Origin of the sequence: Williamsia sp. D3, assembly GCF_000506245.1 — a bacterium.
Lineage (GTDB): Bacteria > Actinomycetota > Actinomycetes > Mycobacteriales > Mycobacteriaceae > Williamsia > Williamsia muralis.
Genome location: NZ_AYTE01000045.1, coordinates 54,604 through 76,963 on the forward strand (window position 1 = coordinate 54,604; position 22,360 = coordinate 76,963).

At 65.7% G+C, this 22,360-nt stretch carries 17 protein-coding genes, 3 pseudogenes and 1 riboswitch; of the genes and pseudogenes, 14 read left to right on the forward strand and 6 right to left on the reverse strand.

Going from position 1 to position 22,360, the window contains the following annotated elements:
- Positions 1-164 precede the first annotated feature (164 nt).
- From W823_RS52360 to W823_RS58270, 3 genes and pseudogenes are all read left to right on the forward strand, one after another.
- Positions 165-3,451, forward strand: a pseudogene (locus tag W823_RS52360) (error-prone DNA polymerase).
- Positions 3,452-3,781: 330 nt separating this feature from the next.
- Positions 3,782-4,699: a reverse transcriptase family protein gene (locus tag W823_RS0130660; protein ID WP_023962064.1), complete on the forward strand. Its 918-nt coding sequence runs from the start codon at positions 3,782-3,784 to the stop codon at positions 4,697-4,699.
- Between the two features lie 312 nt (positions 4,700-5,011).
- A complete protein-coding gene (locus W823_RS58270; RefSeq protein ID WP_023962066.1) occupies positions 5,012-5,188 on the forward strand; it encodes a hypothetical protein in 177 nt (58 codons plus the stop codon).
- Between the two features lie 53 nt (positions 5,189-5,241).
- On the opposite strand, the gene W823_RS52365 is transcribed toward W823_RS58270, so the two are convergent.
- The gene (locus W823_RS52365) at positions 5,242-5,706 is read right to left on the reverse strand and encodes a tRNA (cytidine(34)-2'-O)-methyltransferase (protein WP_023962068.1); all 465 of its coding nucleotides are present in this window, start codon (positions 5,704-5,706) and stop codon (positions 5,242-5,244) included.
- A 70-nt stretch (positions 5,707-5,776) separates the two neighbouring features.
- Here W823_RS52365 and W823_RS52370 point away from each other — a divergent pair, with 70 nt between their 5' ends.
- From W823_RS52370 to W823_RS52390, 5 genes are all read left to right on the forward strand, one after another.
- The gene (locus W823_RS52370; RefSeq protein ID WP_051406679.1) at positions 5,777-6,385 is read left to right on the forward strand and encodes a pentapeptide repeat-containing protein; all 609 of its coding nucleotides are present in this window, start codon (positions 5,777-5,779) and stop codon (positions 6,383-6,385) included.
- A complete protein-coding gene (locus W823_RS52375) occupies positions 6,382-7,485 on the forward strand; it encodes an SMP-30/gluconolactonase/LRE family protein (RefSeq protein WP_023962072.1) in 1,104 nt (367 codons plus the stop codon). The genes W823_RS52370 and W823_RS52375 overlap by 4 nt, the downstream gene beginning before the upstream one ends.
- A gap of 64 nt (positions 7,486-7,549) precedes the next feature.
- Positions 7,550-8,422, forward strand: a complete 873-nt coding sequence (locus tag W823_RS52380) for a bifunctional methylenetetrahydrofolate dehydrogenase/methenyltetrahydrofolate cyclohydrolase (RefSeq protein WP_031333309.1) — start codon at positions 7,550-7,552, stop codon at positions 8,420-8,422.
- 13 nt (positions 8,423-8,435) lie between these two features.
- A complete protein-coding gene (locus W823_RS52385) occupies positions 8,436-8,792 on the forward strand; it encodes a DUF3017 domain-containing protein (protein WP_023962076.1) in 357 nt (118 codons plus the stop codon).
- Between the two features lie 179 nt (positions 8,793-8,971).
- Positions 8,972-10,459, forward strand: a complete 1,488-nt coding sequence (locus tag W823_RS52390) for an Hsp70 family protein (protein ID WP_023962078.1) — start codon at positions 8,972-8,974, stop codon at positions 10,457-10,459.
- A 39-nt stretch (positions 10,460-10,498) separates the two neighbouring features.
- Here the strand turns inward: W823_RS52390 and W823_RS52395 are convergent.
- Both W823_RS52395 and W823_RS52400 read right to left on the reverse strand, forming a co-directional pair.
- A pseudogene (locus W823_RS52395) lies at positions 10,499-11,640 on the reverse strand (homoserine O-acetyltransferase).
- A gap of 20 nt (positions 11,641-11,660) precedes the next feature.
- A complete protein-coding gene (locus W823_RS52400; protein WP_023962080.1) occupies positions 11,661-12,977 on the reverse strand; it encodes a bifunctional o-acetylhomoserine/o-acetylserine sulfhydrylase in 1,317 nt (438 codons plus the stop codon).
- Between the two features lie 56 nt (positions 12,978-13,033).
- A riboswitch (SAM riboswitch) is annotated at positions 13,034-13,147 on the reverse strand.
- Positions 13,148-13,428: 281 nt separating this feature from the next.
- On the opposite strand from W823_RS52400, the gene W823_RS52405 reads away from it, so the two are divergent.
- The 5 genes from W823_RS52405 to W823_RS52425 all read left to right on the forward strand — a co-directional run bounded on the left by W823_RS52405 (position 13,429) and on the right by W823_RS52425 (position 18,620).
- Positions 13,429-14,703, forward strand: coding sequence for an MFS transporter (locus tag W823_RS52405; RefSeq protein WP_023962082.1), 1,275 nt, complete (start codon positions 13,429-13,431; stop codon positions 14,701-14,703).
- A gap of 62 nt (positions 14,704-14,765) precedes the next feature.
- Positions 14,766-15,572, forward strand: a complete 807-nt coding sequence (locus W823_RS52410) for an exodeoxyribonuclease III (RefSeq protein ID WP_023962084.1) — start codon at positions 14,766-14,768, stop codon at positions 15,570-15,572.
- A 33-nt stretch (positions 15,573-15,605) separates the two neighbouring features.
- Positions 15,606-16,655: a tryptophan--tRNA ligase gene (trpS, locus tag W823_RS52415; RefSeq protein WP_023962086.1), complete on the forward strand. Its 1,050-nt coding sequence runs from the start codon at positions 15,606-15,608 to the stop codon at positions 16,653-16,655.
- 53 nt (positions 16,656-16,708) lie between these two features.
- Positions 16,709-17,752, forward strand: a complete 1,044-nt coding sequence (gene yhjD / locus W823_RS52420) for an inner membrane protein YhjD (protein ID WP_023962088.1) — start codon at positions 16,709-16,711, stop codon at positions 17,750-17,752.
- 58 nt (positions 17,753-17,810) lie between these two features.
- Complete coding sequence (locus W823_RS52425) at positions 17,811-18,620, forward strand: SDR family oxidoreductase (protein ID WP_023962090.1); 810 nt, start codon at positions 17,811-17,813, stop codon at positions 18,618-18,620.
- A 23-nt stretch (positions 18,621-18,643) separates the two neighbouring features.
- On the opposite strand, the gene W823_RS59115 is transcribed toward W823_RS52425, so the two are convergent.
- The 3 genes and pseudogenes from W823_RS59115 to W823_RS52435 all read right to left on the reverse strand — a co-directional run bounded on the left by W823_RS59115 (position 18,644) and on the right by W823_RS52435 (position 21,013).
- On the reverse strand, positions 18,644-18,889 hold the full coding sequence (locus tag W823_RS59115) for a hypothetical protein (RefSeq protein WP_023962092.1): 246 nt from the start codon (positions 18,887-18,889) through the stop codon (positions 18,644-18,646).
- A 173-nt stretch (positions 18,890-19,062) separates the two neighbouring features.
- Positions 19,063-19,710, reverse strand: a pseudogene (locus W823_RS59750) (NAD-dependent epimerase/dehydratase family protein); the annotation flags it as partial.
- Between the two features lie 46 nt (positions 19,711-19,756).
- Complete coding sequence (locus W823_RS52435; RefSeq protein ID WP_023962099.1) at positions 19,757-21,013, reverse strand: D-alanyl-D-alanine carboxypeptidase family protein; 1,257 nt, start codon at positions 21,011-21,013, stop codon at positions 19,757-19,759.
- A gap of 206 nt (positions 21,014-21,219) precedes the next feature.
- On the opposite strand from W823_RS52435, the gene W823_RS52440 reads away from it, so the two are divergent.
- Positions 21,220-22,359: a mannan endo-1,4-beta-mannosidase gene (locus tag W823_RS52440; protein ID WP_023962103.1), complete on the forward strand. Its 1,140-nt coding sequence runs from the start codon at positions 21,220-21,222 to the stop codon at positions 22,357-22,359.
- Position 22,360 lies beyond the last annotated feature (1 nt).

Consider the following 22,360-nt stretch of genomic DNA (forward strand, 5'->3'; position numbering starts at 1 on the left):
GCCGCTCGGGCCCCCGACATCGCGGTGCATCATGTGGGTCAACAATGCCAGAGTCGGGTGACCCGTGCCGACATAATCGGCTGTCCGGGCCGGGTCCGTGGTGAGCGCTGAGAGCCGGCAATCGCCCGGCTTGTTCATCGAAAACATGTTCGATACGGTGAGGTGTGGGTTGGCACAACGGCCCTCCGACCTGGTCGGAGCTGGAACGGGTTCTTTCCGGGCGGCCGCATGTCGGCGGCCGATCCGGCGAGACCTTTGCCGGCGACGGTGGCGACAGTCCGGCGTGGTCGCGTAAACGCACGCCCTACGAGGCCGGCGAGCTACGACGAGGCAAGTCGCAGGTCCGGTACGCCGAACTGCACGCCCACAGCTCCTACAGTTTTCTCGACGGGGCCAGCAGTCCCGAGGAGATGGCAGAGGAAGCGCATCGGCTGGGCCTCGAAGCCTTGGCGATCACCGACCACAACGGGTTCTACGGTGTGGTGCGTTTCGCCGAGGCAGCCCTGGAATGGAAGCTGCCCACCGTCTTCGGCTCCGAACTCTCGCTGCTGCGTGATGCCCCTCGCACCGGTGTGGCCGATCCGGACGGTTCGCATCTGCTGGTCCTGGCCCGGGGCCAGGAGGGCTACCGCAGGCTGTCCCGGCAGATCGCCGCCGGACACATGGCAGCAGGCGAGAAGGGCCTGCTGCGTTTTGACGTCGAGACGTTGGCAGGGGCCGCGGACGGGCACTGGCTGATACTCACCGGATGCCGAAAAGGCACTGTGCGCCAGGCGTTGTCGTCGAGGGGGCCGGATGCCGCCGATGCTGCGCTCGGTGAGTTGATCGACCTGTTCGGCCGCGACAACGTGGCCGTGGAACTGACCGCGCAGGGGATGGCCGATGACGACGAACGCAACGCGGTGCTCGCCGGGCTGGCCCGGCGCAATCGGGTGATGACGGTGGCGACCACGGGCGCCCACTTCTCGGCGCCACATCGCAGGCGGTTGGCGATGGCGATGGCCGCGGTGCGTGCTCGCCGCAGCCTGGATGAGATGGATGGCTGGCTCGCGCCACTCGGGGGCGCCCACCTGCGCAGCGGAGACGAGATGGCGCGACTCCTCAGTGCCCACCCCGATGCCATCGACAACGCCGCGATGCTGGCCGGCGAGCTCGCCTTCGGATTGCACCTGATCGCACCGCAGTTGCCGCCGTTCGACGTACCCGAAGGGCACACGGAGAGTTCGTGGCTGCGAGAACTGACCGCACGCGGGGCCACCGAGCGGTACGGCACGCCGCAGAGCCATCCCAAGGCGTATGAGCAGATCGAGCACGAACTCGATGTGATCGACACCCTCGGGTTCCCGGGCTACTTCCTGGTGGTCGAGGACATCGTCAGGTATTGCCGCGACAACAACATCCTCTGCCAGGGCCGCGGCAGTGCAGCCAACTCGGCGGTGTGTTACGCACTGGGGATCACCGCGATCGACCCGGTCGGCAACGATCTGCTGTTCGAACGATTCCTGTCACCCGCCCGCGATGGCCCACCCGACATCGACATCGACATCGAGTCGGATCTGCGAGAAGAGGCCATCCAATACGTGTACCGGCGGTACGGGAGGCAGAACGCCGCTCAGGTCGCCAATGTGATCACCTATCGGGGCAAGTCGTCGGTGCGGGATATGGCTCGCGCACTGGGGTATTCGGTGGGGCAGCAGGATGCCTGGAGCAAACAGGTGCATCGATACGATGCGGCGAAGGCCAACGAACACGACATCCCCGACGATGTGGTCGACCTCGCCAATCAGATCAACGGCATGCCGAGGCATCTGGGTATCCATTCCGGCGGCATGGTGATCTGCGACCGGCCGATCGCCGATGTCTGTCCCACCGAATGGGCCAGGATGCCCAATCGCAGTGTGCTGCAATGGGACAAAGACGACTGCGCTGCCATCGGTCTGGTGAAGTTCGACATGCTGGGTCTGGGAATGCTCTCAGCCATCCACTACGCCATCGACTTCCTCGAGCAGCACCGCGGCATCCATGTGGACCTGGCGAAGATCGATCTGACCGAAAAAGCCGTGTACGACATGTTGTGCAAAGCAGACACCGTCGGGGTGTTCCAAGTGGAATCGCGGGCACAGATGGCAACGCTGCCACGGCTCAAGCCGCGCAAGTTCTATGACCTGGTGGTGGAGGTGGCGCTCATCCGCCCCGGGCCCATTCAAGGTGGGTCGGTGCACCCGTATATCCGGCGTCGCAACGGATTGGAAGAGCCGACCTGTGAACACCCTTCGATGGAGGCGGCACTCGCGCGAACGCTGGGGGTGCCGCTGTTCCAGGAACAGTTGATGCAGGTTGCGGTTGATGTGGCCGGGTTCAGTGCCGCGGAGGCCGACCAGTTGCGCCGCGCGATGGGGTCCAAGCGATCGCCGGAGAAGATGAACCGGCTACGCGGCCGGTTCTACCAGGGGATGGAGGATCTGCACGGCATCACCGGGGAGATGGCCGACCGCATCTTCGAGAAGATGGCAGCGTTCGCCAATTTTGGTTTCCCGGAGAGTCATTCGCAAAGTTTTGCGTCCCTGGTGTTCTACTCGTCCTGGCTCAAGCTGCACCACCCGGCGGCCTTCTGCGCGGCGTTGATCAAAGCGCAGCCCATGGGCTTCTATTCACCACAGACGCTGGTTGCCGACGCCCGGCGCCACGGCGTCGCCGTACATGGTCCTGACATCAACCTGTCGCAGGTGGACGCCGATCTGGAGAACGACGGACTCGACGTGCGCCTCGGGCTGGCGTCGGTACGGTCGATCGGTACGGAGTTGGCCGAGCAGATCGTCGAGCAGCGCTTGACCGGTGGCCCGTTCACGGGCGCAGCGGACCTGTCCCGGCGCACGGATGTGAGCACCAACCAGCTCGAGGCCTTGGCCACGGCCGGGGCATTCGACTGTTTCGGCATCAGTCGACGGCAGGCGTTGTGGGATGCCGGTTCGGCAGCTCAGGAGAAGTCCGACCGGCTGCCGCTGCATGAGAACAGTGCTGCGCCGGCACTTCCGGGGATGAGTGAGGTGGAAATGGCGGCGTCGGACGTATGGGCCACGGGGGTCAGCCCGGGCAGCTATCCCACCGAGTTCATCCGCCCCCAGCTCGACGCGCTGGGAGTGGTCGCGGCGGCGGACCTGTTGTCGGTGCCCGACGGTTCCCGTGTGTTGGTCGGCGGTGCGGTGACCCACAGGCAACGACCCGCCACGGCGGCGGGGGTGACGTTCGTGAACCTGGAAGACGAGACCGGGATGGTCAATGTGGTGTGCTCGGTGGGTCTTTGGGCGAAATACCGCAAACTGGCTCAGACGGCGCCAGCCTGCTGATCCGGGGGCGGGTGCAAAATGCCGAGGGGGCGGTGACGGTGGTGGCCGACCGCCTGCAGCGCATGGACCTCCGTGTCGGATCCCGATCTCGTGACTGGGCCTGATCCGTCGACCGTGCCGAAACACCCGTCGACCGTGCCGAAACAAGGATTGACCGTGCCGACGCGGAGCGTATCGGCCCACCCGACGCGAGTTTCGGCACGGTCAGCGGGCTGGTGGGCCGTTTGATGGATCGCTGCGAGTACCGGCCGGCACTAGCATGACGGGATGCGCGGTGGGCGGGGCGAGAGTGGGTTCTCCGAACCCGTCTCAGGGGCAACCCCTAGGTACACCTCACAGTTGGTATCAGCGTCCGACGCCGGCAGGCACGCTCCGCGTGCTACCCGGCGCCGCAGACGAGAGTTCTGGTCGCCCCGCCGCCGCGCATCTGTCTCATGACCACCGACTCCGCGCATCCTGACGATCTGGGTGGCCTCGGCCCTGGGATCCGAATCCCGGCACGGTCGCTCGACCTGCTCGTCAACCGGCTCGAGGTGGACCCGCGGTGGTCGGTCCATGCGCTGGGCGACATGCTGCCAGCCACGACGGCGCCCGCCACGGCCACGGCCCTGCTCGGCCTGCTGCTCGAGAAGTTCCCCGAGAGGCCTGAGCCGGAGGCCGTTCGCAGGGCGCTCGGGTCGATGGTCATCGAAAACCGCAGCCACGTCTTCGGTGAACTGCAGACGCCCGAGATGACGTTGCGCGCGGTTTTCGCAGCTGTCGGATATCGGCGGACATCCCGGCTCTTGTCCGAGATATGCACCACCGCAACACCTCCCGATGCCCTTCGGGAACTCGACTTCGCCCACGCGTCCCTGCTGCGGGCGCGGCATCTACCGCAGGGTGCCCCGACCTCGCCGGCACTGGCCAACCTGGTCATGCGCACCATGGACCGCCGGATCTGGGGTTATGCCCGGCACAACAACCTCCACTACAGCCGTTACGGCGACGATCTGGCCATCTCGGGCGACGTCATGGACGCAGGGCAGGTGCTCTGGACAGTGCTGCGCATCATCGCCGACGAAGGCTTCACCGTTCACCCCGACAAGACGAAGATCATGTACTCACACCAGCGCCAGCAACTCGCGGGGCTGGTGGTCAACGACCGGCCCAGGGTCGGCCGGGCCGACTACGACAACCTCAGGGCGTTGCTGCACAACGCCATTCGCACGGGCGCCCACGCCCAGAACCGCGACGACCATCCGCGTTTCCGCGAGCACGTGTACGGCAAGATCGCCTGGATCGCCGCCACCAGCCCAGCCCGGCGAAACACGTTGCTGGCCATGGCCGAACGGGTTGACTGGGATCGTTAGCCCAGTGCCGGCAAGGATGGGCACGTTCGGCGGCCTGTATTTACCGGCCCACAGCGACTAGCCTCGGTAGATGACGCGCAGCAACTATTCGAACAATCTCAACCGCCAGACACCGGGCGCTGTCGAGACCACCGACAGCGAGAACTCGCTGGACACTCAGATCGCGATTGTCTGGGCGCTCGAAGACGGGTGGCAGGGTGCTGACTCGCTGGCCCCGAGCCTCAAGCCAAAGAGTTCTACGAGATCTACCGCGATGGACTGCCCAGTTCTTACTGGAACGAGTCGGCGCCGAGCGCAACCGTCGACGGTGGTTTGCACCTCGGATGGGAACGCAGCGACCACATCTATTCCGCCGACATCCTGCCCGGCGGCGAACTGGTCTTACGGGTGACCGCACCTCATGAGTCGGACAACGCCGAACTCCGTCTGGATCAACCGACAGCAGGAATGCTCCGCCGTTTCGTGATGCGTGGCCTGCCCATCGACTGACGTCAGACCAGCCCGATCGCCAGACCGCCCCGATCGCCGGACCACCCGGATCGCTAGACCGCCCCGGCGAAACCGTGCTGTCGCCATGCCTCGTACACAACGATGCTCGCCGCGTTCGCGAGGTTGAGGGAACGTCGGCCGGCCAGCATGGGGATGCGGACACGTTCGGTCACGTGCGGGTCGGACATCACCTCTTCCGACAGCCCGGTGGGCTCTGGACCGAACAGCAGAACGTCGCCGGGTTGATAGTGGATGTCGGTGTAAAACGTGTCGGCATGGGCGGTGAAGGCAAAAACCCGTTGTGGGGCAAGCGCACCCCAGGCAGCGAACAGATCCTCGTGCACGGTCACCGACGCCATGTCGTGGTAGTCGAGCCCGGCACGCTTCACCTTGGGTTCGGACAGGTCGAATCCCAGCGGTTCCACCAGGTGTAGCTGACACCCGGTGTTGGCCGCCAACCGGATCGCGTTACCGGTGTTGGGGGGTATGCAGGGCTCGTGGAACAGCAGTCGGAACACTCGTCAAGCTTGACTCACCGCCATGGAGGACTCTTCGGCGGTGTCGCCGTGGCGGTGTAGACATGCACTCATGAGCGATGAGGCCACCGTGGACGAACGGTTCGATTTTGCCGACCATTCCGGCAAGGAATGGGTGGGCAGGCAGTTCGTCGGATGCAGTTTTGTCGAATGTGACCTCAGCGAGCTGTCCACGGAGGGCACAACATTCACCGATTGCGACTTCACCGGCGCGAGTCTCGCCCGCTCCCGGCATCGGTCGAGTGCCTTCAGGAATTGTCACTTCGAGCGCACCCATCTCAACAAGGTCGAGATGGCCGACTGCAGTCTGGTCGGCTCGGTCATCACCCACTCGCGGGTGCGGCCCCTCACGATGATCGACTGCGACATGTCGCTGATGTCGATCGGCGGTCTGGACATGTCGGGCGTGGTGCTCCGGGGATGCCGCCTCCGGGAGGCGAATCTGACCGAGTCCATCTTGATCGGCGCGGATCTCTCCGGCTCAGATCTCACCGGGATCCGGGCTGTGGGTGTCAAACTCGGACAAGCGAACCTGCGCGGTGCGCGGTGCGATCCGCTGCTCTGGCTGCAGGCGTCGGTGACCGACGCCTCGGTCGATCCCGACCAGGCCATGGAGTTCGCGGTGGCACACGGTCTGCGGATCGGGGGAGGAGAGTCGTGACCCACACACCCGGTGAGGCCCCGAGGCCATGCAACGAGCACAACAATGCGCCGAAGAAGCCGATCATTCACCCGGTGGCCTGGACGCCGCCTCCGGCGAACACCGCGGGCTGGCCGGCTCCGCTCACCCCTGAAGTCACGGTGATCACCCTGGACGACGATTCACCCGAGGACGTCGTCGTGGACCGCGACGGACGGATCTACACCGGTGCCATCGGCGGCAACATCATCCGCATCGACCCGGTTGACCACTCGCGGCAGGTGGTGGCGAACACCGGTGGGCGCCCCCTGGGTATGGAGCTGCTCGGCGACCACCTGTTCATCTGCGACAGCGAGCGCGGCCTGTTGCACATGGACGTCCGGTCCGGACGCATCGACACCGTCGTCGACCAGGTGGATGGCGAACGGCTGACCTTCTGTTCCAACGTGGTGGTCACCGCCGCCACCGACGGCCCCGATCCACGGCCGCTCGAGCTCTACGTGACCCAGTCGACCACCCGCCATCCGTATGAGATGTACATGGCCGACATCTTCGAGCACTCGGGCGCGGGCAGACTGCTGCACGTGGTGCTGACCGATCCCGGGGATCCGGGCTCTCACGAGTCATCGACCTCACCCTGGTCGGGTACTGCTGAGGTGGTGCTGACCGGTCTGCAGTTCGCCAACGGGCTGGTCGTCCACCAGGGTCGGCTGCTGATCGCCGAGACCGGCGCCTACCGATTACGGTCCTTCGATCTGGCGACGGGAACCGATTCGGTGGTTCTCGACGGTCTGCCCGCCTTTCCCGACAACAGTTCGTCGGCACCGGATGGTGAGCACATGTGGCTCGCCCTCGTGGCCAATCGCAACGGCACACTCGACGCCCTGGCCGGCAGACCCGGTCTGCGCAAATTGCTCTGGCGGCTGCCGGATCGTCTCTTGCCGAAGCCGGTGGCACCGATGCGTCTGCTCAAGATCCATCTGGCCACCGTCCGGGTCGTCGCGGAGTACCGGGTCCCCGTCCCCGGTTTCGGTCAGAGCACGGGTGTGGTCGAACACAACGGACGCGTCTGGGTGGGCGGGATCGAGGCGCCCGCGGTGGCGTGGTTCGATCTCGAATGACCGCCCATCGACCCCGCTCGTGCCCCTGGCACCAGGTATCACCGACGCCTGGAACAATGGCAGCGTGAACGCAGCCGTACTGGATGGAAAAGCCACCCGCGACGAGGTCTTCACCGACCTCAAGGCCCGCGTGGACAAACTTCGGGCCGCGGGGGTCACCCCCGGACTCGGCACGGTCCTCGTCGGCGACGACCCGGGCTCGCAGGCCTACGTCCGCGGCAAACACAACGACTGCGCCAAACTCGGGATCGCCTCCATCCGCAAGGACCTGCCGGCCGACATCACCACCGAACAGCTCAACGAGGCCATCGACGACCTGAATGCGGACCCGGCATGCACCGGGTACATCGTGCAGTTGCCGCTGCCGAAGCACCTCGACGAGAACGCCGCTCTCGAGCGGATCGACCCGGACAAGGACGCGGACGGTCTGCACCCGATCAACCTCGGCCGGCTGGTCCTCGACGGTTCAGGAACCTCGTCCGACGCGCCTCTGCCGTGTACCCCGCGGGGCATCCTGCATCTGTTGCGGCGCTACGACATCCAGATCGCCGGTGCCCACGTGGTGGTGGTCGGCCGCGGAGTCACCGTCGGCCGCCCCATCGGTCTGTTGCTGACACGGCGCACCGACAACGCCACGGTGACCCTCTGTCACACCGGTACCCGGGATCTGGCCGCCGAGGTCAGGCGCGGTGACATCGTGATAGCTGCCGCAGGTGTGGCCGGGCTGATCACCGCCGACATGGTGAAGCCGGGCGCTGCCGTGATCGACGTGGGCGTGAGCCGCACCGATGCCGGTCTGGTGGGAGATGTCGCGGCCGATGTCTGGGACGTGGCAGGGCACGTATCTCCCAATCCGGGCGGTGTCGGTCCACTCACGAGGGCGTTCCTGATGGCCAACGTCGTGGAACGCGCAGAGTCCGCGCTTGCACAGCGTTGATCGCCGACAGCAGATGACGCCCAGATCGTCCGACATCCGAGGTGGGGCCGATCGTGCCGCACGGAACCGTGCCCGGCGGCTGCACCAGGTGCGCAGGCTGCGGTGGGTTCTCGTGCAGATCCCATTCATGGCCGTCGTCGCCCTGGTCGTGATCGCAGCGGTGTTCCTGGTGTTCGACCGCTGGCGTCGTGGAGCCTTTGTCTTCGGGTCGGCTGCCCTCCTCGCAGCGCTCTTACGTGCGATTCTGCCCAGTTCGAGGGTCGGTCTCCTCGAGGTACGTGGACGATTCGCCGACGTCGTGGCCATGTCCTTGGCCGGCGTCGCAATACTGTGGTTGGCTACCTCGATCGACCCTTTGGGCACAGATTGATTACAATTGTGGCTGTTACTGCACCAGTCGGTTGACCTGAGCCGCGACGGTCGTTGTCGATCGTTGGCCGGGAGCCGGCAACGAAAGTGCTGGGGGGCACGCCAGGAGAGCTTGTCGCACGATGTGGAAGAACCGCATCCGCGCAGGCAGGCGACACATCAACAGTTCGGAAGAGAGCAATGAACACCTCGCTGGGCCTGTCCGCAGGCAGTGGAATGGTCCACTGCGTTCTGCTGACGACCGACGAGAGTGGTCGTGTCGATGCTCTGGGCCGGGTGATCGACGTCGACCCCACCGATGGACTGACCCGGGCCGGAAGGATCAATTCCGGCATCGATCTGATGCTCACCCAGGCGCGAGAGCGCGGCGACCGCGTCGGCTCCATCGGCGTTGCCTACCGAACCGATGAGCACGCCCGGGAAATCGCGTCCAAGGGGACCGGCGCCAAACGTCAGATCCAGTTGGTCGCGGAGACCGAGGCCGTGGCGCACCAGCTGATCAGTACGGGCGAGATCAGTCGCTTCGCACAGGTGGTCGTCGTCGACCTCGGCGACACCGGGATGGGCATGTACTGCCTCGACCCGTCGAGTCGTCGCATCACCGATTACCAACGCAGCGAATCGGTTGCCGGTATCGCACTGGATTCGCTGATCGCCGATGACGTCGTGGGTTCTGGCCGCCTACGCGGACGCCGCAAGTCCACGGTGCTGAGCGCCTGCCGTACCGCCAAAGAGGAACTGTCCATCAAGGATTCGACCGCGTTGATGGTCGGTAACCGCACCGACCCGGTGACCGTCACCCGCACCTCGCTCGAACGGCTGACCGCTCCGATGGCCGAGCACGCTGCGCGCGTGGTCGGCGATTACGTGAACGGGCCGCATGCCTCGGGGGCAGAAGCAGTAGTGCTCGTCGGCGGCATCGCGAACATCCCGATCTTCCGTGACCTGATCGTCGACGCCGCCGGTCTCGAGGCAGTTCTGCCCAAGGCGCCGGAGTCGGTGGCGGCCACCGGCGCCGCGAAGATCGCGGCGCGGGGACGTGGCGGTGCCGATCTGGCGTTCATCGGTGGCAGGCGCAGTCGCGATTGGCTCTCTGCCGCGCCGCTTGCCGTGTTCGGGGCCTTGCTCGCCGGCGCACTGATGACCGTGTACGCAGTGGGTTCGTCGTTGGCCGGCAACCCGAGTACTCCGGAGTCGCAGCCACCCACGTCGTCCACCACGACCACCACGGTGGCGCCCACGACCACCATCGAGATCTCCAGTCCGCGCGTGAGTACACCGGACCGTCCACTCGTGCAACCTCAACCGGTGACGATCACCACAACTGTCGATCCGGCACCACCGGCCGCCGGTGGAGGTGGCGGCGGTGGCGGTGGCGGGAATTCGGACCCGGGTTGGGTTACAACGGAATTGCCGGCGGGTACCGGACCGTCCCGGCCGTCGACGTCCACGTTGAGCCCGTCGCTGTGGCCGTTCCCGTTGCCGTCGCTCCCGTGGACCCCGACACTGGTTCCGCCGACAAGCAATCCGAGTACGCCGCCTCCGGGCAGCACGGCCATCGAGCCCCCGCCCGCCATGACACCGCCCGCCGTGACGCCGCCCGCGATGACGCCGATCGCCCCGACGACGATCCCAGACGCCATCGCGCCAACGCCGCAAGCGCGCTGATTGCCTGACAGGAGTCCGGCAGGAGGGTCTGGCGCTGAGTCAGCGCCGCGCCAGATCGACGGTTTTCTTCAGAAGCTCTGAGACCGAATCGAATTCGGTCAGGAATCCGTCGTGGCCGTTGGCCGAGTGCACAACGTGCAAGCCGTCGACGCATCCCGGCATCAGCTCGGCCAACTCGACCTGCTGACGGATCGGGTACAGACGGTCGGAGTCGATACCGCCGATGATCACCGGCACCTCGCAGCTGCGCAGCGCTGCCTCGACTCCACCCCGACCGCGTCCGACGTCGTGGTGGTTGAGCACCTGCGAGAGCACCACGTAGCTGCCGGGATCGAACCGCTGGACTAACTTGTCGGCCTGGTGTTCGAGGTAGCTCTGGACGGCGTAACGGCCACCTTCGAGTGGATTCTCTTGTCCCTGGGGCGAATTCGCGAAGCGCTCGTCCAGCTCGAGTTCGTGGCGGTAGTACATGTGCGCAATGCGCCGCGCAACTCCCAATCCCGCGGTCGGCCTGCGGCCCGTGCCGTGATAGTCGCCGCCCTGCCAATCGGGATCGGCTTGGATGGCGGCGATCTGGGTGGTCTGGGTGCCGATCTGGTCCGCGGAGGCCCGGGCGCCCACAGCCAAGATGAGTGCACTGCGCACTCGTTCGGGGTAGCCGATCACCCACTCGAGCGACCGCGCGCCGCCCATGGATCCGCCGAGGACCGCTGCGACGGTGTCGATCTCGAGGGCGTCCATCAGTGCGACCTCGGCCCGAACCTGGTCGAGCACGGTGATCTGCGGGAAGCGTGAACCCCACACGCGCCCTTCGGAATCGAGTGATGCCGGGCCGGTGGACCCCCGACAACCGCCGAGGACGTTGGCCGAGACCACGCACCATTCGTTCGTGTCGACGGCGGCGCCCGGACGATCAGCCCATCCCACCAACCAGGGGAGGGCTGACCGGGTCCGGCCGGGCCGGTGACATGGGAGTCACCGGTGAGCGCGTGTAGCGCCAGCACCACGTTGTCGCGCGCTTTCGAGAGTGTGCCCCACCGCTGGAACGCGAGGGTGACGTTCTCGATGCGCTCGCCGTTGTCGAGCTCGATGGGCCCCACCGACACACTGGTCAGCTTCCCGTCAGGCAGCGACTCCCAATCCGGGTGGATTCGCGGGGGCGTGTGCGGGTCGGTGCTCAATGTCGGCTTGGGGCTCGTCGTCACTTGGCTGCGGCGAAGCCTGCGTCGAGGTCGGCAATGATGTCGGCGATGTTCTCGATGCCGACTGCCAACCGGACCAGCCCTGGGGCGACACCCGCGGCGAGCTGCTCTTCCGGCAGTAGCTGCGAGTGGGTGGTGGAGGCCGGGTGGATCACCAGCGAGCGCACGTCGCCGATGTTGGCGACATGGCTGTGCAGGGTGAGTCCCTCGACGAACCGCTTACCGGCATCGACGCCACCGGCGATCTCGAAGCCGATGATGGCGCCCTGGCCGCGCGGGGCGAGTTCCTGACCCCGCTTGTACCAGCGCGACGATTCGAGGCCGGCGTACGCGACCGACTCGACCTGAGCGTGCCCGGAGAGATACTTGGCGACGGCCTGAGCGTTGGACACGTGCCGCTCGATCCGCAGGCTCAAGGTCTCCAGACCCTGAGCGATGAGGAAGGCGTTGAACGGCGAGATCGCTGCGCCGGTGTCGCGCAGCCACTGGACCCGGGCCTTGAGCGCGTAGGCCGGTGCGCCGAGGTCTGCGAACACGGCGCCGTGGTAGCTGGGGTCCGGGGTGGTGAAGCCCGGGAACAGGTCTTTGCCGTCTCGTTGTCCACGCCAGTCGAAGGTACCGCCGTCGACGATCACTCCGCCGATCGCTGTGCCGTGGCCGCCGAGGTACTTGGTCGCCGAGTGGACGACGATGTCGGCACCGTGGGCGAGGGGATTGATCAGGTACGGGGTCGCGACGGTGTTGTCGACGATGAGGGGCAGGCCCGCCTCGTGCGCGACCGAGCTGATTCCCGGTAGATCAAGGATCTCGTTGTTGGGGTTGGAGATGGTCTCACCGAAGAATGCGCGGGTGTTCGGCTTGATCGCCGCACGCCAGCTGTCGAGATCCTCGGGATCCTCGACGAAGCCCACCTCGATGCCCAGCTTGGGCAGTGTGTAGTGGAAGAGATTGTAGGTACCGCCGTAGAGCCGCGGGCTCGAGACGACGTGCCCGCCGTTTTCGACGATGTTGAGGATGGCGTAGGTCTCGGCGGCCTGACCGGACGCGACCAGGAGAGCGGCGACGCCACCCTCGAGTGCCGCGATGCGCTGCTCGACGGCATCCTGCGTCGGGTTCATGATGCGGGTGTAGATGTTGCCGGGTTCGACGAGTCCGAAGAGGTTCGCTGCGTGCTCGGTGTCACGGAATGTGTACGAGGTGGTTTGGTAGATCGGCAACGCCCGGGCCGAGGTCTGCGAATCGGGGCTCTGACCAACATGGACCTGCTTGGTCTCGAAGCTCCAGTTGTCGGCGGGATTGACGTCAGTGTCAGACATGGCGAACTTCTTCCTTCATGGTCGGTGGTGCATCCAACTGTTGGGTCCGACCTTCGGACCCGCGCTTGCCGCGGCGAAAAACCGCTGGCCTGGTCATCACCCGGAGCACCCCACCGCGGTTGGAGGGTTGCCGATCAGCGAGCCGGGGCTTGTCGCTGATACTCATGACCTGGCGATAAGGATATAACACGCGTCACCCGGCCAAAAAAGCATCCTGCGCAGACTGATTCTGACCTTGCGTAACAGCACTTTTTTGCCTGCGTGCCCGCGGTGATTCGGCGGAAGTCGACAACTTCTTGAAGGGGCGTCAAGGCCGCGCTCGGCACGGACTGACCTCCTGCCCGGCTGTGGGCGAGTTCACCTCACCTCAGGGAATCATCGCGGTGGCCACGCAGTTGAAAATTTGGTTGCCCGGCAGCGTCGCCGCCTCACCCCAAGCACCCTCGGGAGGATGAACCATGTCTGCCGTCAGTACCTCGGTTTCCACCGCGAACCCGCAGGATGGCGGGGCCGGCGGGGAAGTCGTCGCAACGCAGTCCTGGCGCTTGCCCTCGGTGCCTTCGGGATCGGCACCACCGAGTTCGTGGCGATGGGACTGCTCCCATCGATCGCGGATTCCCTCGGGACCACCGAACCCACCGCCGGGCACGTCATCTCCGCCTACGCTCTCGGTGTCGTGGTGGGTGCACCGCTGATCGCTGCGCTGACCGCCCGGATGTCCCGGCGCACACTCCTGATCGCCTTGATGGTGGCCTTCACCATCGGCAACGCCGCCACAGTGCTCGCCCAGAGTTACGGCATGCTCATGGTGGCCCGCTTTGTCGCAGGCCTTCCCCACGGCGCCTACTTCGGGGTCGCGGCTCTGGTCGCCGCACACCTCGCCGGCCCGGACGCACGTGCCAAGGCGGTGGGGCAGGTGATGCTGGGCCTCAGCGTCGCCAACGTGATCGGCGTCCCTGCCGCCACCTGGCTCGGCAGCACTCTGGGATGGCGCGCCGCATTTGTCGTGGTGGTGGTGATCGGGCTGCTGACCATCGGTGCCCTGTCGGTGTTCCTGCCCACGTTGTCCGGCATGAAGATCACCAACCCCATCACCGAACTGGGCGCCCTCACCCGGCCTCAGGTGTGGTTCACGCTGTTCATCGGCGTCGTCGGATTCGGCGGGATGTTCGCGTTCTACACCTACATCAGCACCACGCTGACCAGCGTTTCCGGAGTGTCCGAGTCGTTCATCCCCATCGCACTGATGCTGTTCGGCCTGGGCATGGTCACCGGCAACATCGCCGGCGGTGCACTTGCCGATCGCGGTGTGGTCCGGGCCATCTTCATCGGGCTGGTGGCGATCACGGTGGTACTCATCCTGTTCGCGTTGCTCGCCGACAACCCGTGGGCCGCCCTGGTGCTCACGTTCCTGATCGGTGTCAGCGGGACCGCGCTGACACCGGCGTTGCAGATCCGTCTGATGGATGTCGCCGAGGACGCGCAAACGCTCGCCGCTGCGCTGAACCACTCGGCACTCAACATCGCCAACGCCGGAGGGGCATGGCTCGGCGGTCTGGTGATCGCGGCCGGGTACGGGTACCGCGCGCCGTCTCTGCTCGGCGCCGGGTTGGCAGTGGCAGGTCTGCTGGTCCTGGCGTTGGCCCTCGCGTATGCCCGGCGGGCCGGGACCAAGGCTCCGGTTCTTCCGCAGTCGGACGAGCTGGTCGCGGTCGACGCACGTTGACCCGCACCGAGTTCACGGACCCCTGCCGGTGATGTCGTGACCCGCACGTAGGGTCGTCGGACGTGACGACAATCGTGACCACGATCAACGCAAATGGCATCCGGGCAGCGGTGAAACATCGCTCTGAGCGCAACCTGGGGCTCCTGCCGTGGCTGCGCGACACCGACACCCACCACGTGCTGCTGCAGGAAACCCGGGCCACCGAAGAGCAGGTGGTCGAAGCACTCGCCCCTGCCCTCGCCGACGGGTGGCATCTCACGCTGAACGAGTCGACGGTCAAAGGTCACTCAGGTGTGGCGATCCTGTCGCGCTCGGCTCCGGACCGTGTTCGTAAGGGGTTCGGCAGCAACGAGTTCGACGGCACCGGCCGGTACGTCGAGGCCGACTTCGGTGATCTGACCGTGGCCAGTCTGTACCTGCCCAAGGGTGCTTCGGACGGCCCGAAGCGCGAGGAGAAGTTCCGGTTCCTCGATGAGTTCGCTGCCCATCTCGCGGCATTGTCGCGCAAACGCCGCGACGTGGTCATCGGTGGTGACTGGAACATCGCACCCACCGAGCTCGACCTGAAGAACGCGAAGGGAAACGTCAAGAACCCTGGCTTCCTGCCCGAGGAGCGGCAGTGGGTCGCCGGACTGCTCGAGGCCGGCTGGGTCGACGTCGCCCGCGAACTGGCGGGTGAGGTGCCTGGCCCGTACTCGTGGTGGAGTTGGCGCGGCAAGGCCTTCGACAACGACGCCGGCTGGCGGATCGACTACCAGCTCGCGAACAAGCGACTGGGGCAGCGGGCCACCAAGTCGTACGTCCATCGGGCCGACGCCTATGACCTCCGCTGGTCCGACCACGCCCCCGTCACGGTGGAGTACTCGTGAATCCAACCGCCGCAGAATGGAAGAATCACGCAGGTGACTGAAGCGACTACCGAGACCGGGACAACAGAGCGGCGCAGACGCGTGCTGTCGGGTATCCAGCCGACCAGCGATTCGTTCCATCTGGGCAACTACCTGGGTGCTGTCCAGCAGTGGGTCGCCCTCCAGGACGAGTTCGAGGACGCCTTCTACTTCATCCCGGACATGCACGCAATCACTGCAGCGCACGACCCCAAGGCGCTCCGCGACCGGTCGCGCCGCAGTGTTGCCCAACTGCTCGCCCTGGGCGTCGATCCGGATCGCGCGACCATTTATCTGCAGTCCCACGTGCCGCAGATCGCGCAGGTGACCTGGGTGCTGTCCTGCATCACCGGCTTCGGCGAAGCCAGCCGAATGACTCAGTTCAAGGACAAGTCGGCGAAGCAGGGTGTGGACCACGCGAGCGTGGGTCTGTTCACCTACCCGATCTTGATGGCCGCCGACATCCTCACGTTCGGGGTGGATCAGGTCCCCGTCGGCGAGGATCAGCGCCAGCACCTCGAATTGACGCGAAACCTGGCGCAACGGTTCAACTCTCGCTTCGGCAAGACGTTTGTGGTGCCGGAGGCCTACATCGTGGCCGACACGGCCAAGATCTACGACCTGCAGAATCCGACGGCCAAGATGAGCAAATCCGCCGAATCCGATTCGGGCCTGATCAACCTCCTCGACGATCCCAAACGCTCGGCCAAGAAACTGCGCTCTGCGGTGACGGACAACGGTCGCGACATCGTCTTCGACCGGGAGAACAAACCAGGGGTGAGCAACCTGCTGACCATCCAGTCGGCACTGACCGGTAAATCCGTCGACGATCTCGTCGCCGGGTACGCCGGCCAGGGTTACGGCCAGCTCAAGGTGGACACGGCAGAGGCGTTGAGCGAGTTCGTGATTCCGCTGCGCGAGCGATTCGACGAACTGATGGCCGACCGCGCCGAGATCGACCGGGTGCTGGCCGCCGGGGCCGATCGTGCCCGTGACGTCGCTTCCCGCACCGTGCAGAAGGTGTATGACAAGGTCGGATTCGCCGCTCCGGTGGCACCCGACTGAACAGACGCTCGCCAGACGCCAAGGGCTCGACGGACGAACCGAACGGGGATTCGATGTCCACTCCAGAGACAGACAAAGCGTCCGAGAAGCCTTCTTTCCTGGACAGGCAGCGCGCACAGCGGCCCTGGCTTGATCACCTGGTGGCTGCGGGCACGCGTTACCAGGACAGCAAGGGGGACTTCTTCGCTGCAGGCGCAACTTATTTCAGTGTCTTCGCGCTGTTCCCTCTGCTGATGATCGGGTTCGCCACCGCGGGTTTCGTGTTCGCGGGCAACCCCGACCTCCTGGACAAGGCGAAGGACGAGATCGCCGAGTCCGTGGACGGCAGCATGAGTCAGCAGCTGACCGATCTGATGGACCAGGCGATCGAGTCACGTACCACCATCGGGGTCGTCGGGTTGGTGGTCGCGCTGTACGCAGGACTGGGGTGGATGGCCAACCTGCGCAACGCACTGACCGTCCAGTGGGGACCCGAGCCGGAGTCCGCAGGGATGGTGAAGACCAAGCTGGCCGACCTCGGTGCGCTGGCGGGACTGTTCCTCGCGATTGTCCTGACGTTCTCCCTTTCGGCGTTGTCCAGCAGCGGACTCACACTGAAGATCCTCGAGTGGTTGAGTGCCGACGACCTGCCCGGGGTGTCGGTGGGCATCCGGGCGGCGTCGTATGTGTTGTCGATCCTTGCGTCGTGGTTGCTGTTCACCTGGGTCATCGCGAAGTTGCCCAGGGTGGCACTGCCGCTCCGGAATGCGGCCAAGGCCGGCCTGCTGACTGCCGTGGTCTTCGAGATCTTCAAATTCGTGGCCTCGTTCTACCTCAAATCGGTCCTGACGGGTCCGGCGGGGGCGACCTTCGGGCCGATCCTGGGAATCATGGTCTTCGCCTTCATCACCACACGGATCATCTTGTTCGCCACGGCGTGGGCTGCTACTGATCCGATCAATCGCAGATTCGAAGCGACGCGGGTTCCCGATCCGGTGGTCATCAGTCCTCGGGTAGACGTCCGCGATGGCTTGTCCCCGCGAGGCACCGTGGCCGCCATCGGGGCGGGAGTTGTCACCGCTCTGGGCATCTCGGCATTACGGGGACGCAAACGCTGAGAGTGTCCCGGGTTCGCCGCACCGATTGACACCACGCGGTATCGGGTACGCACACGTCATGACGAATTCGCCCAGCACACCAACCGGTAAACCACTTGCCCTCGTGACCGGCGCCTCGAGCGGAATCGGCTACGAACTCGCGGCACTGTTCGCCGCAGATGGTTACGACCTCATCATCGCTGCCGACAGCAAGAAGATCGACGCCGCCGCCGAGCGTCTCGGTGAGACCGGTGCTCACGTTCGGTCGGTCACCGCCGATCTACGGACCGAGGACGGCGTGGCGAAGGTCTACGCAGCTGTCGCAGCAGACGAACGCCCCTTGGCCGCAGCGGCTCTCAACGCAGGTGTCGGGCGGGGCGGCGCCTTCCTCGACACCCCGTTGCCCGACACCATGTCGGTCATCGACCTCAACGTGACATCGACGGTGCATCTGACCAAACTCGTCCTCGAGGACATGGTGCGTCGCAATGAGGGCAAGCTGCTGGTCACCTCGTCGATCGCTTCCACGATGCCGGGGCCGTATCAGGCGGTGTACAACGCGTCGAAGTCCTTTGTGCAGTCGTTTGTCGAAGCGCTGCAAGGAGAGTTGAGTGACAGCGCGGTCACCGTCACATCACTGATGCCGGGTCCCACGGGTACCAACTTTTTCCATCGGGCGCAGATGGACGACACGAAGATGGGGCAGGCGAAGAAGGACGACGCCGGTGAGGTAGCGCGCCAAGGTTATGAGGCGATGATGAGCGGGAAGCGCAAAGTGGTGGCGAGCTCCATCATGTCGCAGGCGATGGCGGCGGTCGACGCTGTGACGCCGGACGTCGCGAAAGCGGCAGCGCACAAGTTCTTGGCCCGGCCGGGGTCGGGACGCTGACGCGGGCCGGATGAGCTTCTCGCTCAGGCCTTGTCGCGGGTGGCCACGCCACGGCCGCTGAGTACCTTGCCCACTTCGCCGATGAGGTTGCGGCGTCGCAGTGGGGGGCTCGCCCCGTCCTCGGATTCGAGCACGGCATCCACTGATTGTTCGATGGTCTCTGTTCCGCTGAACCTGGGAGCCCAGTCGAGTTCCTGCCGTGCTCGGGTGCAATCGAGAAGGGGTACCTGGTAGGCCAACTCGATCCAGCCCCGGTCCACCGGTTGCACGTGCAGCCGCCACGACAGGCAACCGCGCCGGCGACCACCGGCTTCGGAACGTGAACCAGACGGGCGCCCAGCGCTGTGGCGATGTCGGCCGCGGTCACCGGCGGATCGGCGGCGAGGTTGAAGGCGCCGCCAGCGCGTCGATCGATGATGGTGCCGATCGCCACGGCAACGTCGCGGGCATGGACCGCGGGGATGGTCAACGAGCGATCCAGGGGCACTATCGGGAGCATCTTGAGCAGACCAGCGGGGAAGTAACCGGGGAGGGCGTAACGGAGCAGTTCGGCGCCGATTCCTCCTTGGCCGATGAAGCCGGGTCGAAGTCTGGCAACGGGCGGCGTGTTCGGATGCGTCTGCTCCCACTCGTCGATCGACCGTTCCGCGTCGACCTTGCCGATGCTGTAGACCGACTCCTTGACGCCTGATCGCGACCACGATTCATCGACAGCGCGATGATCGTCGACGCCGCTGTACACCGCGCCCGACGACATGTGCACCAGGTGGCCGATGCCGGCGGCCGCGGAGGCGGCGAGCACATTGCCGGTGCCTTGCACTCCGGTCGCACGCAATTGGCCCACTCGATGCGACGGCTGGAATTGCCACGCCAGGTGGACAACAACATCGACCCCTTCGAACGCCGCAGTCAGTTGCCGGACCGCATCCCGGCCACCGACGTCTATCGCGAGCCATCGGGCGCTGTCATACGGCGGCACCGACCGGGGAATCCGTCGCGCGATCCCGATCAGGTCATGTCCGGACCCGGCAAGCTCGGACAGGAGTGCCGTGCCCAGGTTGCCGCTGGCTCCGGTGATGGCGATGCGCATGCCGCAGCATTACCCCGCGCGTTCTGATCGCAACCGGGCCGAGGTGTCAGCGCCGCTTGTTCACCCGTGCCCCGGCGTAGACCAGCCCGATGACAACCAGTGCTCCGACAAGCCCGATGGTGATCCGGGCCGTCCATGACGACCGGCCCGAATCCTGCACGGATGGGGACCTGGCCACGTCTTCGTCGGTGCCACCGGAGTACTCCACCGAACTCGGCGATGCGGGATCGTCGGTGAGTGAGCCGACGAACAGATCCGGTGACTGAGCGAACCCATAATCGAGCATCGCCTCGGCCTGTCGCCAGAACGATCCATAGGAGTCGTTGAGGCCGTACATCTGGACGACGAGGATGGTGCGTCCGTCCCGCTCCGCCGCGCCCACGAAGGTCTTTCGGGCATCGTCGGTGTAGCCCGTCTTGCCTGCCACGGTGCCGGGATAGTCGTACAGCAGCTGGTTCATGTTGTAGAGGTCGATCCCGGGATCCCCGGCAGGAGTCGACTGTGTGGTGGTCTCGGTGACCGCGCCGTCGACGCCCTGGTCGGTGGGGGTGGGCGTCGGCATCCCTGGGTAGCCGGGAAACCTCATCTGCGTCTGCTGCGAGATCTCCACGAAGTCGTCGTTCTTCAGGGCCTCGGCGAAGATGAGCGCCTCGTCGTACGGGGAGCTGCTCATCCCGGGACCGTCCAGACCGGAGGCCGACGCCGCGCGTGTGTCCAGGGCGCCCAGCTCGCGGGCTTTCTCGTTCATCCTGTCGACTGTCTCCTCGGGGCCGCCGAGAGCGCGGGCCAGGGCGTTGGCGCAGTCGTTGCCGGACACCATCATCAGACCTGCCAGGAGTTCACGCACCGTGTAGACGCCACCCGGCCCGACACCGGCAGCATCGCCCTCCACCTCGTCGTCCTCCTGCGTTCCGGTGACCGTGTCGTCGAGATCCAACTCGTCGAGGACCACCAGGATCAGCAGGACCTTGATGGTGCTGGCGGGACGGTACCGACCGTGAGGGTCTTTGGCCGCCAGTACCTTGCCTGCGGTCAGATCGGCGATCAGCCAACCTGCGGCGGTGAGTCCGGCGGGTGGGGGAGCCGCATTCGGTGCTGTGACCACGCCACATCCACCGAGTGCTTCACCACCGACCGGTGGGCTGGGCACGGGCAGAGGTGCAGGTGAGGATGAGCCCGGCGGAACCACCTCGGATTCGTCGACAGGAGGAATCGGCAGCGTCCTGTACGGGCAGCTGTCGGTGATGGTCTCGGGTGCCGGCGCACCTGCGGTCGGTGTGCCCTGGATCGGCGCAGCGGTCACCTCGCGGCGCCGAGCGAGAGAGACGTCAGCATCACCACGGTCGCCAGGGCTGCGGCACGCGTCATCGGTCGGATCATCGCCTGCAGGGTACCCGGGTCCGCAGACCGGGTGTGCTGCCTGTCGACAGTGTCCGTATTCAACCGACCCGGTGGTTTGCGAGCGGTAATGGTCGTCGAAATGTCGTTTATCCGAGTACGATTCGCTGAGTGACCCCCGCCGAGAGCACCGTCCCCGGGACGCGCCTGCCCGGCCGGCTGTGTCTGGCGGCGATTGCCGTTGTCCTCGCAGTGGTCATCGGGACGGCCGGGTGCGGATCGTCCGAACCAGAACAGAGTTCGTCCGTCGAGCAGTCGAGGGTGACCGCAACTGCCCGCGGAATGACCTTGGACGGAAAACCGTGGTGGCCCATCGGTTTCGCCGCCTATCAACTGGGTACCGATTGGCAACTCAACGAAGGTTGTGGCGCTCAGGTCGATCTGAACAAGTATTTCGCCTCGCTGCCCCCGAACGCGGTCACCCGGTTCAATCTCTTCTCGTCGTTCGCCAGGGACAAGGACACCGGTGAGATCGACTTCGGACGCCTGGACAAGATCTTCCAGGAGGCTGCCGACCACGACCAGATGCTCGTCGCGGTGCTCTCGGCGGGTGAGGGTGTCTGTGAGGACTTCGAATTCAAGGATCACTCGTGGTTCGCCGACCGCTGGGACGATCCCGCGACAGACGATTCGCTGATGGCATATGCGTCCTGGCTGGATGCGGCGGTGGCCCGATGGGGGAACTCTCGCGCGCTCGCCGGGTGGGAATTGGTCGGGGAGGCCGAGCCGAGCAATTGCAACGACAGTCGGTGTTCGTGGCAGAACCGGCTCTGTCCGCCTCGTTCGGCCGAAGTGCTCCGGAAGTTCTTCGATGTCGCCGGTGCCCGGCTGCGTGCACTCGACCCGGACACGCCCATCTGGGCCGGGCTCGCAGGCGGCGGTCAGTGTGGTTCGCGCGGCGACGAGTACCAGTATGTCGCTGCATCGCCGGGGATCGACGTACTCGATTATCACGACTACGGACCGCGGGGTGAGCCGCTGCCGGGAACGGCGACCGACGGACTGCAGCGACGGATCCAACAGGCCGGTCTGGTCGGCAAACCGCTGGTGGTTGCCGAGATGGGCCAGATGGCGGGGTCGTGTGGGCCGTTGCAGGGCCGGGCGGACGACCTGACGCGGAAGATCACCGCCCAACGGGCAGCGGGCACCGCCGGTGCGTTGTTCTGGGCGTTTGTGCCCGACCCCCGGCTCGGCGAGTGCACGCTCGACATCGGCCCCGGGGACCCCATCTTTGCCGTGATCCGGGCGTGAG